Genomic DNA, 13,880 nt, shown 5'->3' on the forward strand with positions numbered 1-13,880 from the left:
ATGCGCGTCAAACTCGTTTACTTCGCCTGGGTGCGCGAAAAGATCGGCAAAGGTGAGGAAACCATTGAGCTGGATTGTGATATCATCAGCGTCGATCAACTCATCGCGCATCTGAAAACGCTTGGCGAAGAATACGAAAATCTGTTTGAACACCAGACGCTCATTCGTGCAGCCATTAATCAGGAACATGCAGAACATAATGAATTCGTCAAAGACGGTGATGAAGTTGCGCTCTTCCCGCCTATGACAGGCGGCTGAAATGAATGGGCTCAACCAGTGCCCCCTGTTCATTCGTGTCCAGAGCGCAGATTTCGACATTGCAGAAGAAATTGGCAGACTTGGCGAAGGACGCAAAGATATAGGCGCTATCGTCAGCTTCACCGGGCTGTGCCGTGATGAAGGCGGAAAACTTTCAGCCCTTGAACTGGAACATTATCCTGGCATGGTGGAGGCTGAAATTCGTCGCATTGCCGCACAAGCAAGCAAGCGATGGCCACTTTCAGGCATCACGATCATTCATCGCTATGGAATGATCAGACCCGGCGAAAAAATCATTCTTGTTGCCACGGCATCGGTTCATCGTCACGCTGCATTTGAAGCAGCGTCATTCCTTATGGATTTCATGAAAACGGATGCGCCGTTCTGGAAACGCGAGCATTTACTGGACGGCAATGCCGGTAGCTGGATCGAATCAAAAGCCGAAGACCACCAAAGCCGTGAGCGCTGGAAAAAAAGCTAAGCAATATAGTAACTGGCCTTCGTGCAGCAGACGAACTCTTTTTAAGATAAAATATTTTATCTGCTCTATTTAATTTGGAATTAACTATTTAACCCCCTAAAATATAGGGTATTTTGGAGAGTGCATTATCGCGCTGCCACAATTTTCACACGAAGCCGCGCTTATTGTTTACAAGATGAATGTTTACATATTTGGGCAACAGCCGCTGCAACAATCACCGGATTGTCAGCGCTGCCCAAAATGCGGAACAACAAAGTTTGGGGGAACGAAAGTTTCGGATTAGCAATGCTAAAAGAACTGACGAAAACTCTTTCAATTGTAGCAGCACTCACTGCAGGAATAGGCGCAATCGGTGCAGCGGCTCTGTTTGTGACGACATCAATGCCAACAGCGAGCATTGCCGCTGAAAAAACAATCAGCGGAAAAGTTATCTATCGCGAAAGAATCGCCCTGCCACCAGAAGCGCGACTGATCGTCCAGCTAAGCGATGTCTCGCTTGCAGACGCACCATCGAAAATCATTGGTGAAACGCGCATAGAAGCCGCTCAAGGATCGCCGATCATGTTCGCGATCAATTATGACACGAACATGATAGAACCCGGTCATAGCTATGCACTTCAGGCGCGTATTGTTGCAGGCGATACGCTTTGGTTTGTAACGGATCAACGTTATACGATTGATCCTAAAAGCCCTACTGAACCCATTGAACTCAAAGTCGTCATGGTTCGCAAAAGTGCGGATGAAGCAGTTGCTATCGGCATTGAAGGCAAAGACTGGCTTGCAGAAGATATTCAAGGTGGCGGTGTCGTTGATACCGCGCAAACCACTTTGCTGGTGGATTCCGACGGCAGTGTGAGTGGTTCAGGCGGCTGCAACCGTTTTATGAGCAAGGCAACAATCTCCGGAAGCAATATTTCTTTCGGTGAGATCGGCTCGACCTATATGCAATGCCCACCTGCGCTCATGAATCAGGAACGCAAATTTCTCGATGCTCTGGGTAAAACACGCTCATATAAACTGGATGCAGGAAAGCTCGTCCTGATCGATGAAAGTGGAGACGAGTTGGCAAGGCTTTCTCAAAGTCTTTAGAGCGCGTTTCGATCCGATTGAATCAGATCGGCGCTCTAACTCTTTCTACCTTAAGCATAATCTTATCGATCCTCGATGAACGAAGGTCGGATCATGCTCTAATAATTTCCAGTGTTGAACACAAAAAAGCCCGGCCTTTCGACCGGGCTTTTTCAATTGATCTGCCAGCAATTAGCCGACGATTTCTGTACCTGAAAACCAGTAAGCGATTTCTTCAGCAGCAGTTTCAGGTGCATCCGAACCGTGAACCGAATTTTCGCCGATCGACAGGGCGAATTCTTTACGAATCGTGCCTGGTTCTGCATTTTCAGGGTTGGTTGCGCCCATGACTTCACGGTTCTTGGCAATTGCGTTTTCGCCTTCAAGAACCTGAACGATGGTTGGGCCGGACGACATGAATTCAGTCAGTTCACCAAAGAAAGGACGCTCTTTGTGAACAGCGTAGAAGCCTTCTGCTTCACGCAGGCTCATCCAGACGCGCTTGGAAGCAACGACGCGCAGACCAGCTTCTTCGAGCTTGGCGGTGATGGCACCGGTCAGGTTGCGGCGGGTCGCATCAGGCTTGATCATGGAGAAAGTACGTTCGATTGCCATTTGACACCTTGTATGATGGAAATTTGGGTATGATGGAAAATTTGGAAAGTGAGGCTCTATAGCGTTGATAGCCTCAATTGCCAAGGGGTAGCTTCCCAGCTCAGACCTCTTATCATCTTGAGACGACAAAAAATTGACTTCATAAATGCAAATTCGATTCAGATGCGGGGTCTCATGGAACAGCACTTTCAAATGCTCGCTCATTATAATCACTGGGCCAATGGGCTGCTTTATTGCGCGGCTGCCGATCTGAGCGATGTCGATTACAGAATAAATCTCGGCCTTTTCTTCGGCTCGATCCATGGCACTTTCAATCATCTGCTTGTCGCAGATCGTATATGGATGAAGCGCTTTACCGGCGAAGGCGACCAGCCGGGCCAGCTTGATAGCATTATCACCGATGATTTTATAAAGCTGCGCGAGATGCGCAATGCTGAAGATGAACGCATCTGCAACTATGTCGAAAGCTTGAACGCCATACAGCTTGCCGGACGCTTCACCTATATGACAGCCACCAATGTACGAACGATCAGCCAGCGTCTTGCACCTGCCCTTGCGCATCTGTTCAACCATCAGACGCATCATCGCGGACAAATACATGCAGCACTTACCCGTTTGGGTGCAGATGCGCCATCGCTTGATCTCATTCGCTTTCAGCGCAGTGAAACAGGACGCCGCTTCGCCTGATATTCAATCAGTTGATACTTGCGCAAATATTGGAAGCCGTGCAAAAGCCTTATCACCATGCTTATTCTTGACGATATCTCTGTACGCATCGCCGGACGCCTCCTGATCGACCACGCCAGTGTCACACTGCCAGCGGGATCGAAGACGGGTTTTGTTGGCCGTAACGGCACTGGAAAATCCACGCTTTTTCGCGTTATCACCGGAGACCTTGCGCCCGAGACTGGCAATATCTCGCTGCCTAAAAATACGCGCATTGGTCAGGTGGCACAGGAAGCTCCCGGTACGGAAGATGCACTGATCGAAATCGTCCTTAAAGCGGATAAGGAGCGCAGCAGTCTTCTTGAGGAAGCCGAAACTGCGCGTGATCCGCATCGCATTGCAGAAATTCATACGCGACTTGCCGATATCAATGCACATTCGGCAGAGGCGCGTGCAGGTGCGATCCTGTCAGGCCTCGGCTTCAACACGGAAGCGCAACGCCGTCCGGCGTCCGCCTTCTCCGGTGGCTGGCGAATGCGTGTGGCGCTTGCCGCTGTACTTTTCTCTGAACCGGATCTGCTACTGCTTGACGAGCCGACCAACTATCTCGATCTTGAAGGTGTGTTGTGGCTTGTTGATTATGTAAAGCGCTATCCGCACACAGTCATCATCATCAGTCATGATCGTGACCTCCTGAACTCAGCCACCTCGTCGATCATGCATCTTGACCAGAAGAAAATCAGCTTCTGGCGCGGTAATTACGATCAGTTCGAGCGGCAGCGCCATGAAATGCTGGAGCTTCAGCAAAAAGCGCATGTGAAACAAGAAGCACATCGCAAGCACATGGAAGCTTTTGTGGAGCGTTTCCGTGCCAAGGCGTCAAAGGCCAGACAGGCGCAATCGCGTATGAAGGCGCTGGAGAGGCTTAAACCCATAGATCTTTACGTCGAAAGCAATGTGCAGCCGTTCCGCTTTCCAGATGCAGAAAAGAAAGCCGCCTCACCAATCATCGCGCTCGATAATGCAGATGTGGGCTATGTGCCGGGCAAACCTGTGCTGCGCAATGTCACGCTGCGCATTGACAATGATGATCGCATTGCGTTGCTCGGTTCAAACGGTAACGGTAAATCGACACTCGCCAAGCTTATTGCCGGACGGTTGCAGCCCGAAAAAGGCACATTAACGCTTTCACCCAATCTGAAAGTGGCATTTTTTGCGCAGCATCAGATGGATGATCTGATTCCCGAAGACAATGCTATCGAGCATGTGCGCAAACTCATGCCGGGTGAGCTGGAAGCAAAAACTCGCGCACGCGTTGCCCAGATGGGACTTTCGACCGAAAAAATGCTGCCCCCTGCCAGAGATCTTTCTGGTGGCGAAAAGGCACGTCTTCTGATGGGGCTAGCGACCTTTCACGGCCCGAACCTGCTGATCCTCGACGAGCCAACCAACCATCTTGATATTGATAGCCGGGAAGAATTGGTTCACGCTCTCAACGCATTCAACGGCGCAGTCATCCTGATTGCGCATGATCGTCACCTGATCGAAGCAACGATGGAACGGCTTTGGCTTGTGCGCGAGGGCGGTGTGAAAGCCTTCGACGGTGATCTTGATGAATATCGTCAGATTGTTCTTAATGACGCCAAGGGTGATCAGACTTCAGAACGCGATGAAGGCCCGAAGATCAACAAGGCAGAACAGCGCAAGCTTGCTGCCCAGAAGCGTGAAACCTTTGCGCCTTTGCTCAAAAAGATCAAAGAAACCGAGAGCTTGATGCAAAAACTGCAGAAACAGATTCAAGGTTTCATGATGCAACTGGAAGACCCCGCTCTTTATGAAAAGGAACCGCAAAAAGCGATCCGTATCAATAAAGAAATGAGTGACGCCAAATCAGCGCTTGCGAGAGCTGAAGACCAATGGCTGGAAATGTCTTCCAAATATGAAGAGGCAATGATCAAGTAAACCTCAGGTGGCTGACTAAACCTCAGGGCGACGAATGCGTGTGCGCATCAGGGCATAAACGCCAAGCACGCCAATCACGAGACCAATTGTCGTATAGGTCTCGTCTGCTTCTTCTGCTCCGCGCCTGAGTACAAGATCAAGCTTTGAGAGTTGCAGCCCATCCGTATTGCCCCGAACAGCACGAAAGGCATATGTTCCGGACAATACAGGATCAATATCGCCCGCACTCTGCCGCAACACAGTGCCATCCTGTGGACGATCTGTATTAATCGAGCTGCTGTTGGAAGCAAAATCCATTCCCTGTGAGAGAACAGGAAAACCATCGCGACTGACAGCCAGAGTTATCGCTGAACGGCGTTCGGCTGGAATGTAACCCGGCAATGGTGTGGCATCGAGAAATATGCGCACGGGTGCATCACTGGCATCAAGTTTGATTTCCTGCGTGATGAAATCAGTCTGACGGCTTTCAAGCAGCGACCAGCGGCCAATTTCATCGCCTGTAAAATGGCGCATATACCACGGATAGCCAAGTGCCAAGCTGAAACCAGCAATGATCATAGCAACAAAAATGGCACGCATCAGGCTTTACGCTCCCAGCGGCGATCTTGATTCTGTTGCCAATAGGTCAAATCATGGTTCTCCGTTTTGAAAGCCTTCCATTGCGCACGGGCGTGTTCCAGTTGTTCCTGATTATGACCGTCAAACATGACAACCAGCCGGTCATATTGGCCAGCATCATCAAGTGCCGCCCCCTCAACGAGAAAGCGGACCGTTGCCGCATTCAGATTGGCTTGAGATGTGGTCAGCAAAACCGGCTGATGTTCGGGATATGGTTCCGTATCAGCACCGTGGGCCACAAAAGATGTATCCGAAAACGTCCACAGAAGATTGTCCAGAGAATCACGTCTTTCCTCCGTTACCGCCTGAATAGTCACACGCCAGCCGCGCGAGATTGAACGCTCCACAAGTCCCGGCAGAGCCTCATCCAGTGTCGATTCCGTCAGATGATAAAAGAGGATTTCAGCCATATGCTTTCTTTAACTCAACCAGCGTGGCGAAGAAAGTGATTCACCTCTTCGCCACAATGTATTGTTTCTGAATCAGTTTCAGCTCTCGAAATTATCGCGAACGAGACGGTCCAGAAGACGGACACCATAACCCGAAGCCCATGTCTGACTATATTCATTGGTTGGTGATCCCATGGCCGTTCCGGCAACATCAAGATGCGCCCAAGGGGTATCGCCAACAAAGCGCTTGAGGAATTGTGCTGCCGTAATCGAGCCTGCATAACGGCCAGAGCTATTCTTCATATCGGCAAATTTGGAATCGATCATTTTATCGTATTCCTTGCCGAGCGGCATACGCCACAGCTTTTCACCAGTCGACTGACCCGCCTCATAAAGCTGGTCTGCCAGTTCATCATCATTGGAGAACAGGCCAGCATGATGGGTGCCGAGCGCCACGAGAATAGCCCCAGTCAGCGTGGCAAGATTAATGATAAACTGCGGTTTGAAACGATCATTGGTATAATAAAGCGCATCTGCCAGCACGAGACGGCCTTCGGCATCCGTATTGATCACTTCAATCGTCTGGCCGGACATTGAGGTAACAATATCGCCCGGACGCTGTGCGTTGCCATCGGGCATGTTTTCCACCAAGCCGATCACGCCAATGGCGTTAACCTTGGCCTTGCGGCCTGCAAGGGTGCGCATCAGGCCAGTCACTGCCGCAGCTCCCCCCATATCGCCTTTCATGTCTTCCATTCCGGCAGCGGGCTTGATCGAGATGCCACCCGTATCGAAGACCACGCCCTTACCGACAAAAGCAACCGGCTTTTCCTTGGCCTTTGCTCCCTGCCATTCCATAATGACAAGACGAGGCGGACGAGGCGAACCTTGCGAAACGCCAAGAAGTGAGCCCATGCCAAGCTTCTTCATTTCTTTTTCGCCGAGAACTTCAACCTTTACGCCAAGCTTCTGGAGCTTTTCTGCCTCTTCAGCAAATTCGACCGGGCCCAGTATATTGGCAGGTTCATTAACCAGATCGCGGGCTTTAATCACGCCATCAGCAACAGCTTCGGCAACTTCAAAAGCTTTCTTGGCGCTATGGGTGTCGGCCACGTGAATCTGGACTTTGGCGGCGTGTTTGGGCTCACCATTTTCTTCATTCTTGCGGGTCTTGTAACGCTTGAATTCATAAGAACGGAGAATCATACCAAGCGCCACATCAGCGGCTTCATCACCAGCGATGGTCGTTTCCGGCAAAGCGAGCGTTACCGTGGCCCGTTCAGATTTACCGATTCGCGAAAATGCCGCGCCGCCAATCCTGATCCAGTCATCATTACCAAGTTCGCCCGGCTCACCAGTGCCAACCAGAACAATCTTGTCGATGCCACTGTCAGAAGTCTCAATTGCTTCAGCAGTTTTGCCTAAAGCACCGGAAAAGCCGGAAACTTCGATGATCCGGGTTATTTTTTCCGCCCCACCAACGGCCTGTCCCGCCTCTTCCGAAAAGCCTCCACCCTTGGCCACCAGTACAATGCTGACGCCTTTTTGCGGCGCTGAAAATTCACTAAAGGAAATAGAGGGACGTTTTGGCATAACAACTCCAAACAAGTCTGATTATGAGATGACACGATTGTGTCGCGACTTTTCCTTACTCATGTGAGACGAATGTGGCAAAACGGCAAGAGCGGAGCACTATCAAAATCAGTTTTGTGTTAACAATGGCAAGCTCATGCAGATTTTTCATCTGAAACTATCTGTCTCATGGTCAAAGCTTCTCTCATTTAGTAGTCGCTTATCTATCGGGCAGGTGCTGGTATCCAACGCGAATATTTAGTAAGCTGTTAACCTAATTTATTCGGCTATTATTAGCCAAAGACTACTAATCTGCATTTTCATTCGCGAGCACTGATTCAGCCGAAACAGGCTCCCTCAACGAAACCGGGATGTACACTCCACTTATGAAACTGATAGAGTTATACATCCTTCGCCGCGTAACGGTTATGTTCCTTGCAGTACTTGGCGCTGCCGTCGGCATTACGTGGACCGTTCAGGTACTTCAGCGCGTTGATTTTCTAACCACAAGCGGCCAATCGATCCAGACAATCATCCAGTTCAGTTCACTGCTTATCCCGTCAGCGATCCCCCTCGTGATGCCCTTTGCGCTGATCATTGCGATAACGCAAACGCTCTCGACGATGAATCAGGATTCAGAACTGGTCGTCATCAATGCTTCGGGCGCTCCCCGCAGCGCAGTCATGCGTCCCATATTGATGCTTGCAGCGATTATTTCGGTCGTTTCTTTTCTGGTTGCAAACTATGTAGACCCTTATGCACGCATGAACATGCGAGCCATGATTGCCAATGCAAGCGCAGATCTGCTCAATGTCGTGGTGCAGGAGGGTAATTTTCGCAAGCTCACGGATAATCTTTATATCCAGATCGCAGAGCGCCGGGCAGATGGCAGTATCGGTGGTCTTTTTATTGCTGATTCCCGCGATCCGGCAATTGATCTGATTTACTATGCCGCCGATGGAAATATTGCCAGCACACCGGCCGGTGACATGTTGTTGATGAAGGATGGGGAAGTTCAACGTCGCGATGTTTCCGACGGTACTGTTTCGATCATCAAATTTAATTCATATGCATTTGATCTGAGCCAGTTCACATCCGCCGGTGATGACTATGTCATATATGCCAAAGACCGGCCACTGTCTTATCTGCTCAATCCAGATCCGAATGATCCAATTTTGCAGACACGACCTTTACGCTACAAGGCTGAACTGCACCGGCGTTTGTCAGAATGGCTTTATCCTATTGTTTTTGCCATGATTGCTCTCGCTTATGCGGGTGACTCCCGGTCTCATCGTGAAGCACGTGTTTCAGCATCCTTCTCGGCGATAAGCACAGCACTTCTTGTCTATTGGGCAGGGTATTTTTCTGCCGACCGTGCGGATAAAGATGAAACCTACATTGTTATGATGTATCTGGTACCGCTTGGAGTAATATTGGTTACGGGATTTGCGCTTGTCACCGGGCGCCGAATCGGGATTCCAGACAAATGGAATGACCAGATTCTTGATGTCTTCGACCGTTTCAGGAAGCATGCTTCGACTGCCTATAATCGTTTTCTCGGACGATTGCGCAGAGATACAGGAGGTCGCGCATGATTGGCTGGACACTCGGACGCTATTTCTTTGTGCGCTATGTGCAGATCACATTCTATTTCCTGCTGGGAATTTTCGCACTCGCCCTGCTGCTCGATTTCACTGAAAATGCCAGCAAGCTTGCCAATTTGCCCGACTATTCAGTGTGGATAGCGCTTGCCCTCTCCGCGATGCGCGTTCCTTTCATAATGCAGCAGATGATACCATTTGTGGCGCTGTTCTCTGCAATGGCAACACTGATCTCACTTAATCGTAAATATGAGCTTGTCGTCGCGCGTTCTGTTGGGGTTTCGGCATGGCAGTTTCTGCTGCCAGCCTGTCTAGGCGCCTTTCTGTTTGGCCTCGCAACCATTTTCATTCTCAACCCGCTTTCCGCTTATGGATTTTCCAAGGCTGAGGAAATCGCCTCTACATGGAAAAACGGTAAGGTTACGGATGTTTCTGCGCTTCGCGATCCATGGCTTCGACAAAAAACCGATGATGGTGAAACAATTATCGGCGCTAAAAGCATTCTTGACCGCGGAGCAACGCTGGTTGATGCTACCTTTATTCAGTTTGATGAGAAAAAGAAGATCAGAGACCGTCTTGATGCTCGTACCGCCAAGCTCATGAATGGCTATTGGGAATTGAGCGATGTTACACGATTTTCTCGTGGAGAAGAGCCGCAAAAGCTGGCGAACATCAAGGTTCCAACACAGCTTCTTCCAGAATATGTGGAAGAAAAGCTAGCCTCTCCTGATACAATCCCATTCACACAATTACGACACAAGATCGAAGTTGCACGCTCTTTCGGCTATTCGGCCAATGCATTTGACATGCAATACCAATCACTTCTGGCATTGCCTGCACTTTTAATGGCCATGACTCTCATTGCTGCAACAGTATCTCTGAAATTTGTGCGATTTGGTCAGTCCGGGGCAATGATTCTGGGTGGCGTTGTTGCCGGCTTCATGCTTTATGTCGTTTCGGTCCTGGTGAAGGCATTCGGAAATGCGGGATTCGTTCCGCCCTTCGTTGCGGCATGGGTTCCAGTGGTTATTGCGACATTTTTTGGTGTCTCCTTTTTGTTGCATAAGGAGGATGGTTAGTGGGTTCGAGTAACGCCCGCATGGTTTTGCCCCATAGATTCACGCGTCTTTCACGCGGGACAGCTTTGGTGTGCGCCCTTGCTATACCTTTTATTTCAGTCGCAGTCCTTCCTTTGCAGGCACAGGCGCAGGATGTTTTGCAGGCCAACTACCAGAGCGATCCAAATGCACGCATGCTCCTGCAAGCAGACGAGCTGGTCTATGATCGCGATGTGAATATCGTTACCGCTCAGGGTAAAGTTCGCATCGAGTATGACGGTAATCGCCTTGTTGCGGATCAGGTAACCTATAATCAGCAGACCCGTCGCATGACTGCGACCGGCAATGTTGAGATCGTTGAACGTGACGGTAATAAAATCTATTCCGATCATCTTGATGTAACGGATAGTTTCCGCGATGGCTTTGTAAATGGCCTGCGCGTTGAAACCACTGATAATACCCGTTTTGCTGCCGAGAGTGCCGAACGCAGCAATGGTGAAATCACCACATTCAACAATGGTGTCTATACTGCGTGTCAAGCTTGCGAAAAAGACCCAGACAAGCCTGTTCTTTGGCAGATCAAAGCCCGAAAAATCATCTGGAACAGCGCTACCAAAACTGTCCGCTTTGAACGCGGCAAGTTTGAACTGTTCGGCATGCCTTTGGCCTATTTTCCAGCCTTCGAGATGGCTGATCCAACAGTCAAGCGCAAGAGCGGCTTTTTGTTTCCGGGCTTTGCCTACAAAGACGATCTTGGTTTTGGCATCAAGAACTCCTATTTCTGGGCACTGGCTCCAAATTACGACCTGACACTTTCAACTACAGCTTATACGAAACAGGGTTTTCTGACGCAGGCTGAGTGGCGTCATCGTCTGGAAAATGGAACCTATAATCTTCAAGTCGCCGGTATTCATCAGATGAAGCCGGGTGAATTCGATGCGGATACAATTGATCACGAGAAAAAAAATCGTGCAATGGTTGCGTCGAAGGGCGATTTCGATATCAATTCGCGTTGGAAATTCGGCTGGGATATCATGGCCCAGACCGACCGAAACTTCAGTCGTACATACGATATAAGCGGTTATGGCAGCCAGACGCAGGTTTCCAATATCTACTTGCGTGGTATTAAAAACCGTAATTATTTTGATCTGAATTTCTATCGTTTCAATGTTCAGGAATCATATCTTCCGGGCAATGAAAATGAAATGTACTCAAAGCAGCCCTGGGTTTTCCCAAGCCTTGATTATTCATATACGGCGCCGGATTCTGTTTATGGCGGTGAGCTGAACTTCACCGCTAATTTACAGGCGCTTTATCGTAAGAATGCGAACCACACTGCATCGCAGGTCTATGACGCCAACCTTGAACGATTTGTTGCTCAGCCTTATCCACGCATTCCAGGTTTCAGCGGTACGAATACACGACTGACGGGCGAAGCCGAATGGAAGCGTACCTTCATCACGCCTGCCGGTCTCGTGATTACGCCTTTGTTGGCGCTGCGTGCCGATGCGATTAATGTAAACACAAACTTTGATCCAGCTATTGCCGGCTTCCACGATGCTGTCGTCAAGTCTGAAGCCCTTCGAATCATGGCAACTGCCGGGCTCGAACTGCGTTGGCCAATCCTGTTTTCAACGACAAGCTCCACGCATATTCTTGAACCTGTTGCCCAGATTTATATGCGCAACAATGAACCCTATGCGGGTGAACTGCCAAATGAGGACGCCCAAAGTTTCGTATTTGATGCGACAAACCTGTTCTCTCGCGACAAGTTCTCGGGCTATGATCGCGTTGAAGGTGGCACACGCGCCAATTTCGGCCTGCGCTATTCCGGCAGCTTCGACAATAGCGACTGGAACCTCTATGCACTTGGCGGCCAGTCATTCCAGCTTGGTGGATTGAATTCATTTGGCACGAGCGATTTTGTCAATGTCGGTGAAGATTCAGGTCTGGAAGATTCACGCTCTGACTATGTTGGTATGATCGGCACGTCAAATTCGACAGGGCTGGCACTGGCTGCACGCGGACGTTTTGATAAAGACGATTTTGCAATTAAACGCGGTGAACTCGAAGCACAACAAAACTGGTCCCGGCTTAGTGTCTCGGCTCGTTATGCCTATATCGCACCACAGCCAGCTTATGGCTATTCTGAGCTACGTCAGGAAGTCGGTGGTTCGGCATCGTTCAAGCTCAATGAAAACTGGCGCACATTCGGCTCAGGAACTTATGATCTTGTTTCCAATACGTTGGTTCGTGCATCTTCCGGCCTTGCTTATGATGATGAGTGCTTCACATATTCAATGGCTTATGTGCAAACCCGTAATCCAGGAGAAGACAAAGCGACCCATAGTGTTGGCTTCAATATATCATTCCGAACACTTGGAGATATTGGCAGCGGATCGCAGTCGTTCTAAGATAGCAAGATCAAATACATTCTTGTGATATCTTGTAAAATGCTCAAGGGTCATTGTTTCGCCGCACTGCCTACTCTATACAGTCATCAGAATGTGATTGGCTGCCGATAAGAATTGTCTTGTGCTGACAAATATATCGCAGCTTGAAACAATTGGGCACATCCGGCGAAGCTCCGCATTGCCGAGCTGAATGAATCGGGAAAGAAAGATGATGTTTGCTAGACCTCTTTTCGCCTCCATGATGGGCGCTGCTGTTTGCTTTACGGCGCTTGGAACGGCTGCGAGTCTGAGTCCAGCCCTCGCCGCTCCAAATTCTGTAGAAGCTAAAATTATTGTTTCAGGCAACGCGATCACCAATGGTGATATTCAGCGCCGCGCCAACTTTCTGAAGCTGCAGCGCAAGAGCGGCAATCTTAATCAGATTGCTCGTCAAGAACTGACAGACGAGATGCTCAAGCGCATCGAAATGAAGACGCGCGGGATTAATATTTCCGACAAGGAAGTCGATGAAGCCTATGCAGGCTTTGCCACGCGCAACAATATGAGCGTCGCCCAGCTCAACCAGCTCATGAACCAGGCAGGCATAACTCCTGACCATTTCAAGAAATATATCATGGTCCAGATGGGATGGGGTCGCCTTGTAAGCGCACGCTTCCGCGCCACCGGTATGGTCAGTGAACAAGATGCGGTACAGCGCATGCTCAAAGATGGTGGTAAAAAACCTGTAGCAACCGAATATCATTTGCAACAGGTTATCTTTGTTGTGCCAAGTGCAAAGCGCTCACCGGCATTATTGGCAAAACGACGTCAGGAAGCAAATGCTCTGCGCTCGCGCATTCAAGGCTGCGATGCCACCCGTCAATTGACCAAGGGTATGATTGACGTCACTGTTCGTGATCTGGGTCGTGTTATAGAACAGCAACTCCCCGGAGAGTGGGCAAAGGATGTCAAGGCAACCAGCCCTATGCGCGCGACACCTCCGCATGACACTGAAAAAGGCGTTGAAATTCTCACTGTATGTGGAACCCGCAAAGTGTCGGATGATCGCGTTGCACAACTTGTTTTCTCCATGGAAGGTGCAGATTCTGCGGCCGGACAGGAAAAGAAAGCAGACGAGTTGAACAAAAAATATGTCGAAGAGCTACGCAAAAAAGCCACCATCATCAATCGCTAGGATT

General features: G+C 49.6%; 13 protein-coding genes. 9 read left to right on the top strand and 4 right to left on the bottom strand.

The window, feature by feature from the left end:
* The 3 genes from moaD (at position 1) to FHY56_RS04745 (ending at position 1,828) form a co-directional block, all read left to right on the top strand.
* The gene (gene moaD, locus FHY56_RS04735) at positions 1–258 is read left to right on the top strand and encodes a molybdopterin converting factor subunit 1 (RefSeq protein ID WP_140904034.1); all 258 of its coding nucleotides are present in this window, start codon (positions 1–3) and stop codon (positions 256–258) included.
* A 1-nt stretch (position 259) separates the two neighbouring features.
* On the top strand, positions 260–739 hold the full coding sequence (locus FHY56_RS04740) for a molybdenum cofactor biosynthesis protein MoaE (protein ID WP_140904035.1): 480 nt from the start codon (positions 260–262) through the stop codon (positions 737–739).
* Between the two features lie 285 nt (positions 740–1,024).
* A complete protein-coding gene (locus FHY56_RS04745) occupies positions 1,025–1,828 on the top strand; it encodes an META domain-containing protein (RefSeq protein WP_140904036.1) in 804 nt (267 codons plus the stop codon).
* 171 nt (positions 1,829–1,999) lie between these two features.
* Here FHY56_RS04745 and ndk read toward each other — a convergent pair whose 3' ends face one another.
* Positions 2,000–2,422, bottom strand: coding sequence for a nucleoside-diphosphate kinase (gene ndk / locus FHY56_RS04750; protein ID WP_140904037.1), 423 nt, complete (start codon positions 2,420–2,422; stop codon positions 2,000–2,002).
* Between the two features lie 174 nt (positions 2,423–2,596).
* Here ndk and FHY56_RS04755 point away from each other — a divergent pair, with 174 nt between their 5' ends.
* A complete protein-coding gene (locus FHY56_RS04755; RefSeq protein ID WP_140904038.1) occupies positions 2,597–3,109 on the top strand; it encodes a DinB family protein in 513 nt (170 codons plus the stop codon).
* Positions 3,110–3,166: 57 nt separating this feature from the next.
* Entirely contained in the window at positions 3,167–5,050 is a 1,884-nt protein-coding gene (locus FHY56_RS04760; RefSeq protein WP_140904039.1) for an ABC-F family ATP-binding cassette domain-containing protein, read from the top strand.
* Positions 5,051–5,065: 15 nt separating this feature from the next.
* On the opposite strand, the gene bspB is transcribed toward FHY56_RS04760, so the two are convergent.
* From bspB to FHY56_RS04775, 3 genes are all read right to left on the bottom strand, one after another.
* Positions 5,066–5,629 (bottom strand): type IV secretion system effector BspB, encoded by a 564-nt coding sequence (gene bspB, locus FHY56_RS04765; protein WP_140904040.1) that lies wholly within the window; start codon positions 5,627–5,629, stop codon positions 5,066–5,068.
* Positions 5,629–6,078 (bottom strand): DNA polymerase III subunit chi, encoded by a 450-nt coding sequence (locus FHY56_RS04770; protein WP_140904041.1) that lies wholly within the window; start codon positions 6,076–6,078, stop codon positions 5,629–5,631. The genes bspB and FHY56_RS04770 overlap by 1 nt, the downstream gene beginning before the upstream one ends.
* A gap of 78 nt (positions 6,079–6,156) precedes the next feature.
* Positions 6,157–7,650 carry a leucyl aminopeptidase gene (locus FHY56_RS04775; RefSeq protein WP_140904042.1) on the bottom strand — a complete coding sequence of 498 codons (1,494 nt, stop codon included), beginning with the start codon at positions 7,648–7,650 and terminating at the stop codon, positions 6,157–6,159.
* A gap of 365 nt (positions 7,651–8,015) precedes the next feature.
* On the opposite strand from FHY56_RS04775, the gene lptF reads away from it, so the two are divergent.
* From lptF to FHY56_RS04795, 4 genes are all read left to right on the top strand, one after another.
* Positions 8,016–9,224, top strand: a complete 1,209-nt coding sequence (gene lptF / locus FHY56_RS04780) for an LPS export ABC transporter permease LptF (protein WP_140904043.1) — start codon at positions 8,016–8,018, stop codon at positions 9,222–9,224.
* Complete coding sequence (gene lptG, locus FHY56_RS04785; RefSeq protein ID WP_140904044.1) at positions 9,221–10,309, top strand: LPS export ABC transporter permease LptG; 1,089 nt, start codon at positions 9,221–9,223, stop codon at positions 10,307–10,309. Before lptF ends, lptG begins: the two co-directional genes overlap by 4 nt.
* A gap of 20 nt (positions 10,310–10,329) precedes the next feature.
* Positions 10,330–12,702: an LPS-assembly protein LptD gene (locus FHY56_RS04790; RefSeq protein WP_140904355.1), complete on the top strand. Its 2,373-nt coding sequence runs from the start codon at positions 10,330–10,332 to the stop codon at positions 12,700–12,702.
* Positions 12,703–12,910: 208 nt separating this feature from the next.
* Positions 12,911–13,876 (top strand): SurA N-terminal domain-containing protein, encoded by a 966-nt coding sequence (locus FHY56_RS04795; protein WP_140904045.1) that lies wholly within the window; start codon positions 12,911–12,913, stop codon positions 13,874–13,876.
* Positions 13,877–13,880 lie beyond the last annotated feature (4 nt).

Origin of the sequence: Brucella gallinifaecis (genome assembly GCF_006476605.1) — a bacterium.
GTDB classification, from domain to species: Bacteria; Pseudomonadota; Alphaproteobacteria; order Rhizobiales; family Rhizobiaceae; genus Brucella; species Brucella gallinifaecis.

Bases quoted from the DNA above. Each gene is read 5' to 3' on its own strand.
- ndk (WP_140904037.1), bottom strand. From the start codon at position 2,422: ATGGCAATCGAACGTACTTTCTCCATGATCAAGCCTGATGCGACCCGC.
- FHY56_RS04770 (WP_140904041.1), bottom strand. From the start codon at position 6,078: ATGGCTGAAATCCTCTTTTATCATCTGACGGAATCGACACTGGATGAG.
- bspB (WP_140904040.1), bottom strand. From the start codon at position 5,629: ATGCGTGCCATTTTTGTTGCTATGATCATTGCTGGTTTCAGCTTGGCA.
- FHY56_RS04745 (WP_140904036.1), top strand. From the start codon at position 1,025: ATGCTAAAAGAACTGACGAAAACTCTTTCAATTGTAGCAGCACTCACT.
- FHY56_RS04795 (WP_140904045.1), top strand. From the start codon at position 12,911: ATGATGTTTGCTAGACCTCTTTTCGCCTCCATGATGGGCGCTGCTGTT.
- FHY56_RS04740 (WP_140904035.1), top strand. From the start codon at position 260: ATGAATGGGCTCAACCAGTGCCCCCTGTTCATTCGTGTCCAGAGCGCA.
- moaD (WP_140904034.1), top strand. From the start codon at position 1: ATGCGCGTCAAACTCGTTTACTTCGCCTGGGTGCGCGAAAAGATCGGC.
- lptF (WP_140904043.1), top strand. From the start codon at position 8,016: ATGAAACTGATAGAGTTATACATCCTTCGCCGCGTAACGGTTATGTTC.
- FHY56_RS04755 (WP_140904038.1), top strand. From the start codon at position 2,597: ATGGAACAGCACTTTCAAATGCTCGCTCATTATAATCACTGGGCCAAT.
- FHY56_RS04790 (WP_140904355.1), top strand. From the start codon at position 10,330: ATGGTTTTGCCCCATAGATTCACGCGTCTTTCACGCGGGACAGCTTTG.
- FHY56_RS04775 (WP_140904042.1), bottom strand. From the start codon at position 7,650: ATGCCAAAACGTCCCTCTATTTCCTTTAGTGAATTTTCAGCGCCGCAA.
- FHY56_RS04760 (WP_140904039.1), top strand. From the start codon at position 3,167: ATGCTTATTCTTGACGATATCTCTGTACGCATCGCCGGACGCCTCCTG.
- lptG (WP_140904044.1), top strand. From the start codon at position 9,221: ATGATTGGCTGGACACTCGGACGCTATTTCTTTGTGCGCTATGTGCAG.